General features: G+C 60.3%; 13 protein-coding genes. 7 read left to right on the forward strand and 6 right to left on the reverse strand.

Annotation, left to right across the window (positions count from 1 at the left end):
- Positions 1-66: 66 nt before the first annotated feature.
- Entirely contained in the window at positions 67-888 is an 822-nt protein-coding gene (locus ACIQV9_RS08985; RefSeq protein WP_403100166.1) for a carbon-nitrogen hydrolase family protein, read from the forward strand.
- Positions 889-1,072: 184 nt separating this feature from the next.
- A complete protein-coding gene (locus ACIQV9_RS08990) occupies positions 1,073-2,398 on the forward strand; it encodes an APC family permease (protein ID WP_403100169.1) in 1,326 nt (441 codons plus the stop codon).
- A gap of 124 nt (positions 2,399-2,522) precedes the next feature.
- On the opposite strand, the gene ACIQV9_RS08995 is transcribed toward ACIQV9_RS08990, so the two are convergent.
- The 5 genes from ACIQV9_RS08995 to ACIQV9_RS09015 are packed head-to-tail and all read right to left on the reverse strand — an operon-like array spanning position 2,523 to position 10,906.
- Positions 2,523-3,929 (reverse strand): ATP-binding protein, encoded by a 1,407-nt coding sequence (locus ACIQV9_RS08995; protein WP_403100170.1) that lies wholly within the window; start codon positions 3,927-3,929, stop codon positions 2,523-2,525.
- Positions 3,926-5,737, reverse strand: coding sequence for a DAHL domain-containing protein (locus tag ACIQV9_RS09000; protein WP_403100172.1), 1,812 nt, complete (start codon positions 5,735-5,737; stop codon positions 3,926-3,928). The genes ACIQV9_RS08995 and ACIQV9_RS09000 overlap by 4 nt, the downstream gene beginning before the upstream one ends.
- Entirely contained in the window at positions 5,734-6,693 is a 960-nt protein-coding gene (locus tag ACIQV9_RS09005; RefSeq protein WP_403100174.1) for a cytochrome-c peroxidase, read from the reverse strand. The genes ACIQV9_RS09000 and ACIQV9_RS09005 overlap by 4 nt, the downstream gene beginning before the upstream one ends.
- A 44-nt stretch (positions 6,694-6,737) precedes the next feature.
- Entirely contained in the window at positions 6,738-8,612 is a 1,875-nt protein-coding gene (locus tag ACIQV9_RS09010) for a putative bifunctional diguanylate cyclase/phosphodiesterase (protein WP_403100177.1), read from the reverse strand.
- Positions 8,609-10,906 (reverse strand): EAL domain-containing protein, encoded by a 2,298-nt coding sequence (locus ACIQV9_RS09015; protein WP_403100179.1) that lies wholly within the window; start codon positions 10,904-10,906, stop codon positions 8,609-8,611. The genes ACIQV9_RS09010 and ACIQV9_RS09015 overlap by 4 nt, the downstream gene beginning before the upstream one ends.
- A gap of 257 nt (positions 10,907-11,163) precedes the next feature.
- Between ACIQV9_RS09015 and ACIQV9_RS09020 the strand changes: the two genes are divergently transcribed.
- The 4 genes from ACIQV9_RS09020 (at position 11,164) to ACIQV9_RS09035 (ending at position 14,335) form a co-directional block, all read left to right on the forward strand.
- On the forward strand, positions 11,164-12,543 hold the full coding sequence (locus tag ACIQV9_RS09020) for an HD domain-containing phosphohydrolase (RefSeq protein WP_403100182.1): 1,380 nt from the start codon (positions 11,164-11,166) through the stop codon (positions 12,541-12,543).
- 187 nt (positions 12,544-12,730) lie between these two features.
- Positions 12,731-13,165: an NUDIX domain-containing protein gene (locus tag ACIQV9_RS09025; protein ID WP_403100184.1), complete on the forward strand. Its 435-nt coding sequence runs from the start codon at positions 12,731-12,733 to the stop codon at positions 13,163-13,165.
- Between the two features lie 25 nt (positions 13,166-13,190).
- Positions 13,191-13,829 carry a LysE family translocator gene (locus ACIQV9_RS09030; protein WP_403100187.1) on the forward strand — a complete coding sequence of 213 codons (639 nt, stop codon included), beginning with the start codon at positions 13,191-13,193 and terminating at the stop codon, positions 13,827-13,829.
- Positions 13,830-13,831: 2 nt separating this feature from the next.
- A complete protein-coding gene (locus ACIQV9_RS09035; protein WP_403100190.1) occupies positions 13,832-14,335 on the forward strand; it encodes a GNAT family N-acetyltransferase in 504 nt (167 codons plus the stop codon).
- Positions 14,336-14,489: 154 nt separating this feature from the next.
- Here the strand turns inward: ACIQV9_RS09035 and metR are convergent, their stop codons facing one another.
- A complete protein-coding gene (metR, locus tag ACIQV9_RS09040; RefSeq protein WP_008155262.1) occupies positions 14,490-15,407 on the reverse strand; it encodes a transcriptional regulator MetR in 918 nt (305 codons plus the stop codon).
- Positions 15,408-15,526: 119 nt separating this feature from the next.
- Here metR and metE point away from each other — a divergent pair, with 119 nt between their 5' ends.
- Positions 15,527-17,839: a 5-methyltetrahydropteroyltriglutamate--homocysteine S-methyltransferase gene (gene metE, locus ACIQV9_RS09045; protein WP_403100195.1), complete on the forward strand. Its 2,313-nt coding sequence runs from the start codon at positions 15,527-15,529 to the stop codon at positions 17,837-17,839.
- Positions 17,840-17,918 lie beyond the last annotated feature (79 nt).

Below are 17,918 nucleotides of genomic sequence, written 5' to 3' on the forward strand. Positions count from 1 at the left end.
GCATACTGGCGCACAGACACAGACCGGGCAATCTTTCTGCCGCCCGGCCCATAACAAGGACTCCCCATGAAAGTCGAACTCGCCCAGCTGGCGGGCCGTGACAACGGCACAGCGTACAACCTCGAACGAGCCTTGGCGGCCATCGCGGCCTGCAACGCGGATACGCAACTGATCGTCTTCCCGGAAACCCACCTGATGGGCTTTCCGACCGCCGACACCGTGGCCCAAACCGCCGAACCGCTGGACGGGCCGACGGTCAGCGCCGTCGTGGCGGCTGCCCGTGAACGCAACATCGCCGTGGTGATCGGCATGGCCGAGAACGACAACGGCCGCTTCTACAACACCACGCTGCTGATAACCCCGGAAGGCATCGCCCTGAAATACCGCAAGACCCACCTGTGGGCGTCGGATCGCGGCGTGTTCGAGGCGGGCGACCGTTACGCCACCTGCGAGTGGAACGGCGTGCGGGTCGGCCTGCTGATTTGCTACGACATCGAATTCCCGGAAACCGCCCGCGCCCTGGCGCAACTGGGCGCCGAATTGCTGATCGTCACCAACGGCAACATGGACCCTTACGGCCCGACTCACCGCACCGCGATCATGGCGCGTGCCCAGGAAAACCAGGCGTTTGCGCTGATGGTCAACCGGGTAAAAGAGAGCGATGACGGGTTGGTGTTCGCCGGTGGCAGTGCGCTGGTCGATCCGCTGGGCACCTTGTTGTTCGAGGCCGGGCGCGATGAAGGGCAGTTTGCGGTTGAGCTGGATTTCAGCCGGCTGGAGGCGGCACGCAAGGACTATCGGTACCTGGATGATCAGCGACTGCGGTTGCCGGGGGAGATAGTTGAGCATGCTTGTGGATTGCGGGAGCTGCTCATTCCTAAAAACTGAAGAAGACCGATCGTTCCCACGCTCTGCGTGGGAATGCAGCCAGGGACGCTCTGCGTCCCAAGAGCGGACGCAGAGCGTCCATTGAGGCATTCCCACGCAGAGCGTGGGAACGATCATGCAATCCCCGAAATTTAGCGCCGAACTCGGCTCTGCCATAAATCTAATAAATTCGGAGTAGTCGCTCATGGCTCGTTTGCAACGCACCCTGTCATTGGGTTCGGTGGTGCTGTTCGGCATCGCCTACATGACGCCGATCATCGTGCTCGGCACGTTTGGCATTCTTGCTCAATCCACCGCCGGCATAGTTCCAGCCGCGTATCTGGCGGCGCTGGTGGCGATGTTTTTCACCGCCATGAGTTACGGGCGAATGGCCTCGGCGTTCCCCGTCGCAGGCTCGGCTTACAGCTACGTACGCAAGGCGATCAGCCCGAAACTCGGGTTCATCGCCGGTTGGGCGGTGCTGCTCGATTACCTGTTCCTGCCCATGGCGATCTGGCTGATCGGCGCCGCCTACCTCAACTCCGCGTTCCCGGCAGTGCCGCAGTGGATCTGGGTGCTGGCGTTCATCGGCATCACCAGCGCGATCAACATCGTCGGCCTGAAACTGGCCAACGGCATCAACGCCTTGCTGATGCTCGTGCAATTCCTGGTGCTGATCGCCTTCGTCGCGTTGTGCATCCACTACGTCGGGGGGGATGCGAGCACGCCGTTGTGGTCGATCAAGCCGTTCTTCAACGGCGACATGCAGATGCCGCTGATCATGAGCGGCGCGGCCATCGCCTGTTACTCGTTTCTCGGTTTCGACGCGGTCAGCACCCTGACTGAAGAAACCCGCGATCCGCGCCGCACTATTCCGCGGGCAATCATGCTGATTACCCTGATCGGCGGGCTGATCTTCGTCAGCGTCTCGTACTTCGTGCAGATCGCGCATCCCTCGTTCCAGTTCGACAGCGTCGACTCGGCGGCCTATGAAATTGCCCGCAACATCGGTGGCGACCTGTTCGTGACGATCTTCCTGATCGGTCTGATCGTCGGGCAGTTTGCTTCGGGCCTGTCGGCTCAGGCCAGTGGTTCGCGTCTGCTGTTCGCCATGGGCCGCGACGGTGTGCTGCCCAAATCGTTTTTCGGCAGCTTGCATGAGCGCTTTGGTACACCGGTCAACAGCATCCTGTTGTGCGCCGTGGTGGCGTTGCTGGCGCTGAAACTGGACGTCACCACCTCGACCTCGTTCATCAACTTCGGCGCGTTCCTGGCGTTCAGTCTGGTGAACCTGTCGGTGATCTTTCACTACTGGATCGGCGGCGAAAACAAAGGCCTGCGCGAGTTCGTGCTGTTCCTGTTATTCCCGTTCATTGGCCTGGCGGCAGATTTGTGGCTGATGGTCAGCCTCGATCACCTGGCGATCTACCTGGGCCTGAGCTGGCTGGCGATTGGCGTGGTGTACCTGGCGGTGCTGACCGGTGGTTTCCGCCGCCAGCCACCGGAGATGGATTTCCAGGAGGCCACCTGACCCCCGGACAATGCATAACCCTGTGGGAGTGAGCCTGCTCGCGATAGGGCCATATCAGTCAACATCAATGGTGACTGATACACCGCTATCGCGAGCAGGCTCACTCCCACATTTATTACGGTGTTCAGGCGGCTGGTTTTGTCTGGTGCACGGGCAACTCGACTCGGAACGTGGTCCCCACGCCCACCTCACTGCGCACCGAAATATCCCCCCGATGCTTCTTCACGATGCCATAGGACAGGGACAATCCAAGCCCTGTCCCCTGGCCCACCGGTTTGGTGGTGAAGAACGGGTCGAAGATTTTCTGCAGGCTGTCCGGCGCAATACCGGAGCCGGTGTCAGCCACCTCAATCCACACCCGTTCACCCTCAAACCCGGTGCGCAGGGTGATGGTGCCGTGCTGCGGGCCCATCGCCTGGGACGCGTTGACGATCAGGTTCATGATCACCTGGTTGATTTGCGACGGCAGGCACTCGATGTCGGGCAGCGTCTGATACTCCTTCACCACATCGGCCTTGTACTTGAGTTCATTGGCGACGATGTTCAGGGTCGATTCGATGCCTTGTTGCAGATTGGTCCACTGCCATTCCTGGTTGGAGTCCACCCGGGAGAAGTCCTTCAGGTCCTTGACGATCTGCCCGACGCGGTTGATGCCTTCCTTGGATTCCTTGATCAGCAACGGAATGTCGTCGCGCAGAAACTCCAGTTCGATCCGTTCCCGTAACTGCCCAAGCCGCTTGATCACCTCACTCGACGCAATCGCTTCTTCGGCCTCGCGATAGGCGTCGAGCATTTCCTGCAGTTGCTTGAAGTAGCCGTCGAGGCTGCCGAGGTTGGAGGAAATGAAGCCGATGGGGTTGTTGATTTCATGGGCGACCCCGGCGGCCAATTGCCCCAGGGAGGCGAGTTTTTCCGATTGCACCAGTTGCGATTCAAGCTGTTTGCGCTCGTCGATCTCCCGCTGCAACGCCTCGCTGGCTTGTTTGAACTCGGTGGTGCGCTGATCCACCAGATGCTCCAGGTGGCTCATCTGCACAAAGGCGCGTTCGGTCATCTCCCATTTGGTCAGCAGGGTGTTGGCCATCTGCTGGACTTCGATGTTGTCGAACGGTTTTTTCAGGATCAGCAAGCGGTCGTGGGCCTGCAAACGGTCCAGCAGTTCATCCCAGGAATAGTCGGAGTACGCGGTACATACCACCACCTGCAGGCGCGGGTCTTCCTGCCACAGATGCTCGATGGTCTGCGCGCCGTCCCAGCCCTCGGGCATGCGCATGTCGACGAACGCGAGGGCGTAGGGACGGTTTTCCTGCAGGGCCTGAGTGAGTTTGCCCAGGCCTTCCTGACCGCCATAGGCCGAGTCCAGTTCGAACAGGGCAGTGGTGGCTTTGATTTCACTGCCAAACAGCGTGGCTTCCATCTCGTCCAGTTCGACGTGCTGCCCCGAAACCGGTGTGAGGATCTTGCGAAAGTCGTCATGAATCGATGGCGTGTCGTCGATCAGCAGAATGCGCCGGTTCGAAAGCTCACTCATGCTTCCTCCGGGACGGTTTTGAGCGGGATCTGCAGGGTGAACTGCGCGCCCTTGCCAGGCCCGTCGCTGTGGGCGCTGAGATGGCCGTTCATCTCGATCGCCGCCAGCGCGCAGCTGTGCAGACCGAAGCCGTGGCCTTCCTTGCGGGTGGTAAAGCCGTGGGCAAAGATGCGCGTCATGTTCTCCGGCGGGATGCCCTCACCATCATCCTTGACGCTGATTTGCAGGGTGGCGTCTTCGACGATTTTCACCCCCAGGGTCATTTGTCGCGGACGATTGCTGAGGCCGGACATGGCGTATTTGGCATTGCTGATGAGGTTGATCAGGATCAGCAACAACCGGTGCTTGTCGCCCATGACCTGCGGCACCTCGTTGTACTCCTTGACCACCGTGACGTGATGCCGGGTCAGGGCGCCGGAGTTCATGCGCAGGGCGTCTTCCAGCAGTTCGCTGATGTGCAGCGGTTCCATCAGGCTGTTGGCGCCGGCGTAAGACTGCTGGGTGGCGACGATGTCCTTGATGTGGTCGACGCTTTTGGTCAGTTGGGCGAGTTCGTCGGTCATGCTCTGTTGTTCGAGCGCTATGGCGTCGACCAGTTGATTGAGGTAGCCGGGCAGCAACTTGCCTTTGTCGTCCTGGGTCAGAAAGGCACCCAGGTCGCCCTGGTGTTCGTTAATCAGTTGCATCGCCTTGCCCAGCCCCTGGGCCTTGCTGCTACGCAGTTTGCGGCTGACCAGGTCGGCGGAGATGTTCACGCTGTTGAGCACGTTGCCGACGTTGTGCAGCACATTGGTGGCGATTTCCGCCATGCCGGCCTGGCGCGCGGTGTCCAGCAGTTCGCTCTGGGTATCCTTGAGTTCGCGGGTGCGTTCTTCGACCCGTTTTTCGAGATCGTCATTGGCGGTTTTCAGGGCTTTGTTGACGCGACTGATCACCGTGAAACTGCGCATCAGGTGAATCGCCAGGTACACCAGCAACATCACCAGCAGCACGGAAAACACCAGCATGTAAAAGTGATAACGCTGATTGACCGCATCGGTGCGCTGCTGATCGTTGTTCAGCAGATCGGTGATGCCGTCCAGCCGGCCGGCCACGGGAGTGGCCTCGATGTTTTCCAGCAAGCGGTTGACCACCGGTTGTTCACGCAGAATCAGCTCGATGTGGTTATTGAGAACATCCAGCGGACTGTGGAATTCCTCCGGCAGTCGCAGTTTGTTCACTTTCAGTTTGCTCAACCCCACCAGGATTTCAGCGGCCTTGGCGTCAGAGATGACCATGGCGAACTCCATGGTGCTGAGTACCAGGTCATAGGTGTCGTTGGCGATGTATTGCAGTTGCAGTTTGTCTACGTCCTGCAACTGGGCGAGGGGTTCCTGAATGTCGTCTTCGGCGGTCGGTAGAAACGCCAGTGAGTTGCGCAGCACGGCATTGTGAGATTTGAACTGCTCCACCAGCCGGATCTTTTCCTCGAAGGCGCTCAGGTACGCATCATGGCTGGTCAGCCAGACAGGCGAGGCGTTGCGGCCATGATTCGACTCCATCGTGTCGAACCGTTCCCACAGCTGCGTCATCTCGATCAGTGGTGTGACCAGCGGATCGTAGTTGTGGTTGATGGCAATCCTGGCCTTGAGGATTTCCGTTTCCCACTGCGCATTCAGCTGTTTCATTCGGGAAATCAGATCCCGGGACTCCGTGTACGTCGATGTCTGGTTCGAGCTGGATTTGAGGTACAAAAACAGCAGCGTCGAGGCCAGTAACAGGGCCACGACACCGAGAAGTGCCAAGCTGCGTCGGCGGGACATTTTCATAACGGTTTGCCGTCCCATTCACCGGTCAGGGTCTTGAGGAATTTGATAATCAGCACCTTGTCCTCGGTGGAGGGGATGCGCCCCAGCTGAAACTTGAACATCACGTCCACGGCCTCTTCGAGGGTTTTGGCCGAACCGTCGTGAAAGTACGGCGCGGTCACGGCGACGTTGCGCAGGCTCGGGACCTTGAACACGTTGCGGTCCTCTTCGTCCTTGGTGACCAGGTAGCGGCCCAGGTCGGTTTCGGTCGGGTTGCCCCGGGTCTTGAAGTAATCGCCTATCACTCCGAATTTCTGGAACATGTTGCCGCCGATGTTGACCCCCTGATGGCAGGCGATGCAGCCGTATTCCTTGAAGCGTTGGTAACCGTATTTCTCTTCGCGGGTGAGGATGTCGGTATCGCCCAGCAGGTATTGGTCGAAACGCGAGTTGGCGCTGATCAGCGTGCGCTCGTAGGTGGCCAGGGCGTTTTGCACATTGATCATGGTCACGCCATCCGGGTAGGCATTGCCGAACGCGGTTTGATAAGCCGCGTCGGCAGACAGCGTTTGCACCACGTGTTCCCAGTTGCTGCCCATTTCACTGGGGCTTTGCACCACGGCGTGGATCTGGGTTTCCAGGGTGGCGACGCGGCCATTCCAGAACTGCCGGAAATTCAGGCTGGCGTTGAACACGCTCGGGGTGTTGACCACCACTGGCTCGCCGTTGAAACCGATGGAAAACGCCTTGTTATCGGCGCCACCGCTTTCCAGGCGATGGCAACTGGCACAGGACAGGCTGCCGTTGACCGACAAGCGTGGTTCATTGAACAACTGGCGACCGAGTTCGACCCGCAGAGGGTTTTGCTTTGGCACGGCCGGTAGCGGTTTGAGCGGTTCGTTTAGTGGCGCGCCGCTGGCCGTCAGACAAAGCCCCAGCAGAGGCATCAGGAGCAAGCGGTGGAGAAATGGCGACATCTGATAATTCCTTGGCTGGTAGCCCGTGTGTCGCTGCTGATCGGTCATGTGGCGGCAGAGGGAGGGGATTTCACCGACATCAGGTACTGCACAAAGGCGTCCGGTGGCACGGCTTTGCTGAAGTAGTAGCCCTGGCCTTCTTCGCACTGATGGGCCTTGAGGAAATCCAGCTGCTCGAGGGTTTCCACCCCTTCGGCGATGATGGTCAGCTTGAGGCTCTTGCCCAAGCTGATAATGGCGCTGACCAGGGCTGCGTCATTGCTGTCTCGGCTCAGCCCACGAATAAATGACTGGTCGATTTTCAGCACGTCGATGGGAAACCGTCGCAGGTAGCTCAGGCTGGAATAACCGGTACCGAAGTCGTCGATGGCCAGCCGCACCCCCAGGGCCTTGATCCGGTTCAGGGCGGTGACGGTGGCATCGACGTTCTGCATCAGTACGCCTTCGGTGATTTCAAGCTCCAGCAATGACGGGGCCAGACCGGTTTGTTTAAGGATCTGTTCGATGCCATCGACAAAGTCACGCTGGCGGAAATCGATGGCCGATACGTTCACCGACATGCACAGCTTCGGCAGCCCCGATGCCTGCCAGGCGCAGGCTTGTCGACAGGCCTGGCCCAAAACCCATTTGCTCAACGGCACGATCAAGCCACTGTCTTCGGCCACACTGATGAAATCCGTGGGATAGACCAGGCCGTGCCCCGGCTTTTTCCAGCGAATCAGCGCCTCGGCACCGACTACCTGGCCACTGCCCAGGTCCAGTTTGGGCTGGTAATGCAGGACAAATTCGTCCCGCTCCAGTGCCAGGCGAATACCCGATTCGATGCTCTGCTGGTCCCGGGCGCGCTGGTTCATCTCGTCAATGAAAAAGCTGAAGTCGTTGGGGCCGCTTTCCTTGACGTTACGCATCGCAGTTTCGGCTTTCTTGATCAGTGCGATGGCATCGAAGCCGTCATCGGGGTAGATGCTGATGCCCAGGCTGGCGGTCACGCTCAGGTCATGGCCGGCGATGTGCTGGGGCATGCGGATGGCGTTCAAGAGTTTTTCGGCGATGCCTTTGGTCTGCTGGGGATGGCGGATATCGGCGAGGATCACCACGAATTCGTCAGAGCCGTAGCGAAACACCGAATCGGACTCGCGCACTGTGGACACCAGGTTACGCCCGACTCGTTTGAGCATCTCGTCACCGGCCGGATGGCCCAGGGCATTGTTGATGCGCTTGAAGCGATCAAGGCCCAGAAACATCACGGCCAGTTGTTTGTCATGGCGGCGGGACAACGCCAGGGACTGGTTCAGTCGATCACCGAGCAGCGTGCTGTTGGGCAGCTCGGTCAAGATGTCGTATTGCAACAGGTGGGACACCTTGAGCAGTTCGTGGACCCGCGCCTCGATGGTTTGCTCCAGGCTTTGCACTTTCGTCTCCGCGTCCTGGGTCATCTGCCATTTCCAGGTCAGGGCGCTGGCCATCTGACGGATTTCCAGACTGTCGAAGGGCTTTTTCAACACCAGCAACTGGTCGCCGAACTCCAGCCGTTCAGCCATGTCTTCCCAGCTGTAGTCCGAAAAGGCTGTGCACAGGGCGATTTGCAGGTGCGGGTCGACCTTCCAGAGTCGTTCGATGGTTTCCAGCCCGTCCCAACCCGGCGGCATGCGCATGTCGGTGAACGCCATGGCGTAGGGGCGACCTTCGGCCTGGGCACGCTTGACCATTTCGAGGGCTTCCTGGCCCTGATAGGCAGAATCGAGCTGGAAGGAGAGCCGAGCCGGCTGTTGCGTGCCGAACAGCGCCTCTTCAGTACCGGCCAGGCTCTGTTCTCCTTCGGTATCGGGGCCAAGGATCTTGCGAAAGTCCTGATGGATCGACGGCGTGTCATCGATGATCAGAATGCGCCGGTTGGTCTGGACGGACGAAGTTTTCATCCCTTGTCCTCCGTGGCGTGCGGATTGTCCAGGATCGGTCCGTCGCTTGCGGGCACGATGCTGCCGGCTTTGAGCAACTGGGCGGCTTGTTGGCTGCTGACCGCTTTACTGAAAAAGTAACCCTGAGCGTTCATTGGCGAGCCTGTGGCCATCAGCGAACTACGTTGCTCCTGGGTTTCGACACCTTCGGCGATGATTCCGATCCCTACCTCGCGAGCGAAGTTGATGATTGCGCGCAACGTGTTGGCGCTCGCCGGGTCGCGGGCAGCGGTGTCGATGAAGGCCTGGGCAAGTTTCAGGTGATTGACCTGGTAGGTCTTGAGGTAGTCGAACGAGGAGTACTCGGTGCCGAAGTCGTCGATGGCGATTTTCACCCCCAACTCCCGCAGGCGCGGCAGCACGTCGTTGTGGGTCCATTTGGTCTGGGCCAGGGTTGCTTCGGTCACATCGAAGCGCAGGTCCCAGGCGCACAGTTCCCAGCGCGCGGTGGTACGCAGTACGTCATAGATCAGCTCGGGCCCGCTTTTGAGCTGGGCCAGGGACAGCTTGATGGCAATCACCGGCGGCGCCATGCCATCGTCGCGCCACTGGCGCATTTGCTGGCAGGCTCGATCCAGCACCCAGTGACCGAGGGCGATGATGGCGCCGGTTTTTTCCGCAGCCGGCAGGAACGCCGGCGCTTCCAGCAAGCCGCGCTCGGGGTGGTTCCAGCTGACCTGGGCTTCCATGCCGAGGATCTTGCCGGTGCTCAGGTCAACTTCGGGCCAGTAATTGAGTTCGAGTTCTCCATGTTCAATGGCGGTTTTCAGATCGTTGGCGATGGTCATGCGCTCGACCACCTCCTGATTGATCTCCTCGGAGTGAAAGTGATACTGGTTGCGGCCCTTTTCCTTGGAGCGATAGAGCGCCATGTCGGACTGGTTCAGCAGGCTGTCGGCGCTGGTGATGAGCGGCGAATAGCTGCTGATGCCGATGCTGACCGATACGCGCACGTCATTGCCGGCCAGCGAGTAGGGCAGCACCAGCGCATCGCGGACCTTGGCCGCCAGGGACGCGGACTGGGTCGGGTCGCTGACGTCCAGTTGCAGGATGGCGAACTCGTCGCCGCCGAGGCGGGCGACCACATCGTTTTCGCGCACACAGGCTTTGATGCGCCGGGCCACTTCCTGCAGCAACAGATCTCCTACCGGGTGGCCGAGGGTATCGTTGATCCGTTTGAAGTGATCGAGGTCCAGGTAGAACATCGCGAACGGCGTTGCGCCTCGACGCGCGGCGGCGAACGCCTGGTGCAGACGCTCGATCAAGGTGGCACGGTTGGCCAGCGCCGTCAGCCCGTCGGTGCGGGCCAGCAGGGCGATTTTCTCCTCGGCGACCTTGCGTTCAGTGACGTCGATGATGATGCCTTCGACTTCCAGCAGACGTCCTTCGTCGTCACGCACTGGGATATAACGGTTTTCGACCCAGCGCCAGGCACCATCGCCGGTGCGCATCCGGAACTCGATGGACGCGCCCGCCGCATGGCGATCCAGCACCCGGGCCATGGCCGTGTCGACTTTCGATTGGTCGTCGGGATGAATCAACTCCTGAGCCCAGTTGGCCGAGGCCACCAGGTTCGCTGCGACGTGACCGTACTTGGTGATGTTGTGGGAGATGTACATCAGCGGGAACGACGGTTCGCCCCGCAGGCGATAGAGAATGGTCGGGCTGTTCTGCACGATGATGTTGGCGTCGGACAGCTCCCGGGTACGTTCTTCGACGGCCTGTTCCAGCAGCGACATTTTCAGCTCGGCGTCTTCTGTCATCTGCCATTTGGCGGTCAGGGCGCTGGCCATCTGCCGGATTTCGATGGCATCGAAGGGTTTTTTGAGAATCAGCAGGCGATCGCCCAGCTCCAGGCGTTCATCGATGTCTTCCCAGGAATAGTCGGAATAGGCGGTGCACAGCGCCACTTGCAGCTTGGGATCGACCTGCCACAGCCGTTCGATGGTTTCCAGACCGTCCCAGCCCGGCGGCATGCGCATGTCGATGAAGGCCATCGCGTAGGGCAGGTCGTTGGCCAACGCTTGCTCGACCTTGTCCAGCGCTTCGAAACCCTGAAATGCCGAATCGAGCATGAAACTTTGCAGTGTTACCGTCGATTGAGTACCGAACAGGGCGTTTTCGGCGCTGGTCAGTTCGTCGTCATCGATCGATGGCGGGCTGAGGATCTTGCTGAAGTCCGCATGAATCGAAGTGGTGTCGTCGACGATAAGAATCCGACGGTTGGTTCGCGCCAGCAGCGTATTCATAGGCATACGCCGGGAGCGGTGGCAGTGTGGTGCGGTGTGCTCATAGGGGCATCCTTTCCCTGATCACGTGGCAACGGTGCAGATAATGGATCCGAGTAGACTGAGCATAGTCGCCCGTGCAGCACTTCGCCCGGTCGACCGAAACGAATCATTTCCAGGGGCCTGGCTTAAAATCATCTAGCCTGTAGCTCAGGCAGGGCCGGAAACGGAATGTTTTGGCTGATGACTGACGCAACAATGCCCGTTTCGCTTGAGGTAATGCCATGGAAGAGCAACTCCCCACGACTGTCACCTATAAACCCACGGTTCTGCTGGTCGACGATGAGGAATCGATCCTCAACAGTCTGCGCCGGCTCTTGCGCGGCCAGCCCTTTGAAGTGCTGCTAGCGACCAGCGGTGCCCAGGCCCTGGAAATCATGTCGAAACAGCCCGTCGACCTGGTGATGAGCGATGCGCGCATGCCCAATATGGACGGCGCCACGCTGCTGGCGCACATCCACCAGCGCCATCCCGGCACGCTGCGCATTCTGCTCACCGGTTACGCCGACCTGACGATGATCGTCAAAGCGATCAACGAGGGGCAGATTGACCGTTACATCAGCAAACCCTGGCACGATGAGGAGTTGCTGCTGACGTTGCGCCAATCCCTCGCCTACCAGCATTCCGAGCGCGAACGCCTGCGTCTGGTGCAGGAGACGTGGGACCGCAACGAAGAATTGAAGTTGCTCAACGCGACCCTGGAAAAACACGTCGCGTCCCGCACCGCCGAGCTGCAGCAGACTGCCGACATGCTCGACCTGGCCTACGAAGAGCTCAAACACAGCTATGTCACCGGCACCGAGGTGTTTTCGCTGCTGGCCAACCTGCGTTTGCCGCCGGCCAAGCAGACGAACCGGCAGATCATCGAACTGGTGCGGGTGTATTGCAAACTCCATGGCCTGGACGAAGGCAGCACCCGCGACCTGACCATGGCCGCGGCGCTCTACAACATCGGCAAACTGAGCTGGACCGACAGCATGATGACCGCGCCTGCTGACCTGCTGCACCACAGCGATAAGGAACGCTATCGCGGTTATCCGAAGCAGAGCGAGTCGCTGCTGATGACCCTCGATCCGATGAAAGATGCCGCGCGCCTGATCCTTCACCATCAGGAGCGCTGGGATGGCACGGGATTCCCCGACCGGCTCAAGGGCGAGGCGATTCCGCTCGGTTCGCGGTGGCTGAAACTGGCGGTGGATTTCATCGAGTTGCAGCGCGGGCTGATCCTTGAACGGCAGATGAACAGCGATGAAGCCCTGGTCTATATCCGCCAGTACGCCGGTCGTCTCTACGATCCTGATCTGGTGGAGGACTTCATTCAGGTCTGCGCCGCCTACCTGAGCGATGTGTCGCTGGCCGATCCGACGGTCAAGGTATTGACCACCCGGGACCTGGCGGCCGGCATGGTGCTGGCGCGCAACCTCAATGCGGATAACGGCATGCTGCTGCTCAATGCGGGCAAGGTGCTGAGTGGGCCGCTGGTGGAGAAACTGATCGCGTTCGAGGCGATGGAAGGGGCGAAATACAGTGTTTTTGTGAAAGTGCCAGAGGAGGTAGATGCCCCAATCCTCGAAGCGGGTCCGGTTGCCCAGGCCCAGCCCTGAACCCTGTGGGAGCGAGCCTGCTCGCGATGACGGACTGACATTCACCATTGATGTCGACTGAAAGACCGCTATCGCGAGCAGGCTCGCTCCTACAATGGGCTGGGCGTTTGGCAGAGATCTTTCGGGATGACGCAGAACCCGTGCCCATGTGATCCTTGCGGTTTTAACCCAAGGCCAATCCTGATCCATGACGCTTTCATCTGCCGCTTCCTCCCGCATCATCCGCATCGCCGCCGCCCTGCTGATCGGCCCCGACGGTCGCACGCTGTTGGTCCGCAAGCGCGGCACCGAAGCCTTCATGCAACCCGGCGGCAAGATCGAGGCTCACGAGCAACCGGTTCACGCCCTGGCCCGTGAACTGGAAGAAGAGCTTGGCCTGGTCATCGACCCCGCGCATGCCACCTACCTCGGGCCCTTCTCGGCACCGGCCGCCAACGAGCCGGGGTTTGTCGTCCAGGCCGAGCTCTTTCAGCTGACCATCGATTCAGTCGTGTCGCCTGCGGCGGAGATCGAAGAAGTGCGCTGGATCGATCCGGCCACCGACGGCAATCTCACACTCGCACCATTGACACGGGACCTGATCCTGCCGTTTTATCGAGCGTCGCTGACCGCGACCACCTGATCATTCACGGACTAGGATTGCCCTCATGATCCCGCTTCAAGATTTGCTGATATTCGCCGCTGCCGCGTTACTGATGGTGCTGACGCCAGGGCCGAACATGATTTACCTGATCTCCCGTTCGATCTGCCAGGGTCGCAAGGCCGGCGTCACTTCGTTGCTTGGCGTGGTCGCGGGGTTTTTCGTGCATTTGTTCGCCGCCGCGGCCGGCCTGACCGCGGTGTTCCTGGCGGTGCCGTTGGCCTACGAAGTGCTGAAATGGGCCGGCGCGCTGTACCTGGTGTGGCTGGCCTGGCAGGCGGTCAAACCCGGCGCGCGTTCACCGTTTGAAGCGCAGCAGTTGCCGCCGGACTCGTCGCGCAAACTGATCACCATGGGGTTTCTCACCAGCGCCCTGAACCCGAAGATCGCAGTGTTTTACCTGTCGGTGTTTCCGCAATTCATTACGCCTGAGCATGGCTCGGTGTTTACCCAAAGTATCGTGCTGGGCCTGACCCAGATCAGCGTCAGTTTCTGCGTCAACCTGCTGATCGCGATATTCGCGGCGGGCATCGCGTCGTGGTTCGTCAACAACCCGACCTGGCTGGCGCTGCAACGCTATTTCATGGGCTTTGTCCTGTCCGCGCTGGCAGTGCGGCTGATGATTGAGCAACGTCGGACGGCTTGATCATGTGGATTGAACGACTGGATGCCAGCCATGCCCTGGACTATCGGGCGCTGATGCTCGAAGCCTACGACCTGCATCCGCAAGCCTTCACCTCGAGTGTGCGCGAACGCGCCGCGATGCCGTTGAGTTGGTGGGAATCGCGCCTGACCGGAAAACTGGATGTGGTGCTCGGGGCGTTCGAGGACGGCAAGTTGGCGGGCATCGTCGGCCTGGCCTTCGAATCCCGGGAAAAGGCCCGGCACAAGGCGACGCTGTTTGGCATGTACGTGTCCGGCAAGGTCCGGCAGCGTGGGTTGGGTCGGCAACTGGTGCAAGCCGCGTTGGATGAAGCGCAGAACCATAAAGGCCTGCGACTGATCCAGCTGACCGTCACCGCCGGCAATGAGGCGGCGTTCAACCTGTATCAGCGTTGCGGCTTTGTACAGTACGGCCTCGAACCCATGGCGGTCCGCGTCGGCGAAGACTACTTCGACAAAATCCACATGTGGCGTGAACTCACCGCATAAGCCCTGGTGAATGGGCTTTTGTGGCGAGGGGGCTTGCCCCCGTTGGAGTGCGAAGCGCTCCCCGGCATTCTTTCAGGCAAACCTTGTTCGCAGGTTTTAGGGCCGCTTCGCAGCCCAACGGGGACAAGTCCCCTCGCCACAGGGACCGTGTCGGCTAGCGGACGGCGCTGACCCCGTCGAGTGTCGAGAACGATGTGTCCTTGGCCGTCAGCAGGAAATCGCGCATGTACGGCGCATCCAGCATGTCCGCGCGGATCCCCGCATACAGCGTCGCAAACAATCCCTTCTCGCCCAGCCGCTTGGCCTTCACGTAACCCCGTGAGCTGTATTCATGCAGCGCCCAATGGGGCATGCCGCACACGCCGCGTCCGCTGGCGACCAATTGCATCATCATCACCGTCAGTTCCGAGGTGCGGACCTGGGCCGGTTCGATGTCGGCCGGTTCGAGGAAGCGGGTGAAGATGTCCAGCCGATCGCGTTCCACCGGGTAGGTGATCAGCGTTTCCGTGAGCAGATCTTCCGGAACGATGTAGGCCTTGCTCGCCAAACGGTGCTGGTTGGCCACCGCGAGCATCGCTTCATACGTGAACAACGGCACGTAAGTGATCCCGGCCAGTTCCAGCGGATCGGAGGTCACCACCAAATCCAGATCACCACGGGCCAGCGCCGGCAGCGGGGCGAAGGAGAAGCCCGAGGCCAGGTCCAGTTCGACTTCCGGCCAGGCATCGCGGAACTGGTCGATGGTCGGCATCAGCCACTGGAAGCAACTGTGGCACTCGATCGCCATGTGCAAACGGCCCGCCGTACCGCCCGCCAAACGCGCGATATCACGCTCGGCACCGCGCAGCAGCGGCAGGGTCGCGTCGGCCAGTTGCAGCAGGCGCAAACCGGCGCTGGTGAAACGCACCGGTTTGGTCTTGCGCACGAACAGCGGCATGCCCATGCGCTCCTCCAGTTCCTTGAACTGGTGGGACAGGGCCGACTGGGTCAGGTGCAGGCGGTCGGCGGCATCGACCAGGCTGTCGGCTTCGCGCAAGGCGTGCAGGGTCTTCAGGTGGCGGATTTCAAGCACCGGGGGCTCCATGAGGAAAACTTGTGATCAACACGAAAAGGTTGAGTTTGTCTCATGTTGGGTTGGCTGTCGACAATAGCGCCATGTTTTACAGCCTCTTTTACAGGAAGAAACTCACCATGGCTCTGGCACACACACTTGGTTTCCCACGCATCGGTGCAGACCGCGAACTGAAAAAAGCCCTCGAATCCTACTGGAAGGGCGACCTTGATCAGGACTCGCTGAAAAGCGTCGGCCACCAGTTGCGCGCCACCCACTGGCAGTTGCAGAAAGACGCCGGCATCGACCTGCTGCCCGTCGGCGACTTCGCCTGGTACGACCAAGTGCTGACCCATTCCCTGACCTTCGGTGTGATCCCCGAGCGTTTCGACAGTGCCAAGGATGCGCGCGGCCTGCCGACCCTCGACACCCTGTTCGCCATGGCCCGTGGCGCCACGGCGGCCTGCTGCGGCGGTGAACACACCAAGGCGCAATACGCCCAGGAGCTGACCAAGTGGTTCGACACCAACTACCACTACCTGGTCCCGGAATTCACGTCTGACCAACAATTCAAGCTGAGCTGGGAACAGCTGTTCGACGAAGTCGACGAAGCCAAGGCCCTCGGCCACAACGTCAAACCCGTCATCATCGGCCCGCTGACTTACCTGTGGCTGGGCAAGGCCAAAGGCAACGACTTCGACAAGCTCGATCTGCTGGAGCGCCTGCTGCCGATCTACGGTGAAATCCTCGGCCGCCTCGCCGCTCAAGGCGTGGAATGGGTGCAGATCGACGAACCGATCCTGACCCTCGACCTGCCGCAAGCCTGGAAAAACGCCTTCGAACGCGCTTATCACATCCTTCAATACTCGCCGCTGAAAAAACTCGTGGCGACCTACTTCAGTGGCCTCGAAGATAACCTTGGCCTGGCGGTCGGCCTGCCGGTGCAAGGCTTGCATATCGACGCGGTGCGGGCGCCGGATCAACTCGGCCAGGTGCTCGATCGCCTGCCGACCTACAAGATTCTTTCGGTGGGCCTGGTCAACGGTCGCAACGTCTGGCGTTGCGAACTGGAGCAAGTCCTTGCACAACTGCAACCGGCGCAAGAGCGCTTTGGCGACAACCTGTGGGTCAGCAGTTCCTGCTCGCTGCTGCACAGCCCGGTGGACCTGGAACGCGAAGACAAACTCGACCCGGAACTGAAAAGCTGGCTGGCCTTTGCGGTGCAGAAGTGCGGTGAAATCGCCGTGTTGCGCGATGCCCTGAACGACCCGCAATCGCCCAAGGTGCAAGCGGCTTTGGCCCAGAGCCGAGCGATTCAGACCAGCCGCGCCGAGTCACCGCGTATCCACAAAGCCGAAGTGCAGGCACGCATCAACGCCATCAGCGCGGCGGACAGCCAACGTCATTCGTCGTTTGCCAAACGCATCGCGCAGCAACAGGCGCGCTTGAAACTGCCGCCATTCCCGACCACCACCATCGGCTCGTTCCCGCAGACCGGCTCGATCCGTCTGGCGCGCCAGGCGTTCAAGCAAGGCAAGCTGTCGGCCAACGATTACACCGATGCCATGCACAGCGAAATCCGCCATGCCGTGCAAGTCCAGGAACGCCTGGGCCTGGACGTGCTGGTGCACGGTGAAGCCGAGCGCAACGACATGGTCGAGTACTTCGCCGAGCAACTGGACGGCTACCTGTTCACCCGTTTCGGCTGGGTGCAGAGCTACGGTTCGCGCTGCGTCAAACCGGCGATCATCTATGGCGACCTGAGCCGCCCGACCGCCATGACCGTCGACTGGATCAGTTATGCGCAGAGCCTGACCGACAAGGTCATGAAAGGCATGCTCACCGGTCCCGTGACCATGCTGATGTGGTCGTTCCCCCGCGAAGACGTCTCGCGCAAAATCCAGGCGCAGCAGTTGGCCCTGGCCCTACGTGACGAAGTGGTGGACCTGGAAAACGCCGGCATCAAAATCGTGCAGATCGACGAAGCCGCGTTCCGCGAAGGCTTGCCGCTGCGTCGGGCGCAATGGCAGGAATATCTGGATTGGGCGGTGGAAGCCTTCCGCTTGAGCGCCTCCGGTGTGCGGGATGAAACCCAGATTCACACCCATATGTGCTACAGCGAATTCAACGACGTGATCGAGTCCATCGCGGCGATGGATGCCGACGTGATCACCATCGAAACCTCGCGCTCGGACATGGAATTGCTCGAGGCTTTCGAAGCCTTCGACTACCCGAACGACATCGGGCCGGGTGTCTACGACATCCACTCGCCACGGGTGCCGGACACGGCCGAGATGGTCAAGTTGATGAGCAAAGCGGTGAAGCGCATTCCGGCGGAGCGGTTGTGGGTGAACCCGGATTGCGGATTGAAGACCCGGGCGTGGCCGGAGACTGAGGCAGCGTTGGTCAACATGGTGGCGGCGGCGCGGCAGTTGCGTAGTCAGTTGGCCTGACGGTTAATTGCTTTTTGCTCGAAAGAAAAGCCCGCTGGAACCTTGGTCGTCAGCGGGCTTTACATGGGACGGTTTTTTT

Origin of the sequence: Pseudomonas sp. NPDC099000 (genome assembly GCF_044759925.1) — a bacterium.
Taxonomy (GTDB): domain Bacteria; phylum Pseudomonadota; class Gammaproteobacteria; order Pseudomonadales; family Pseudomonadaceae; genus Aquipseudomonas.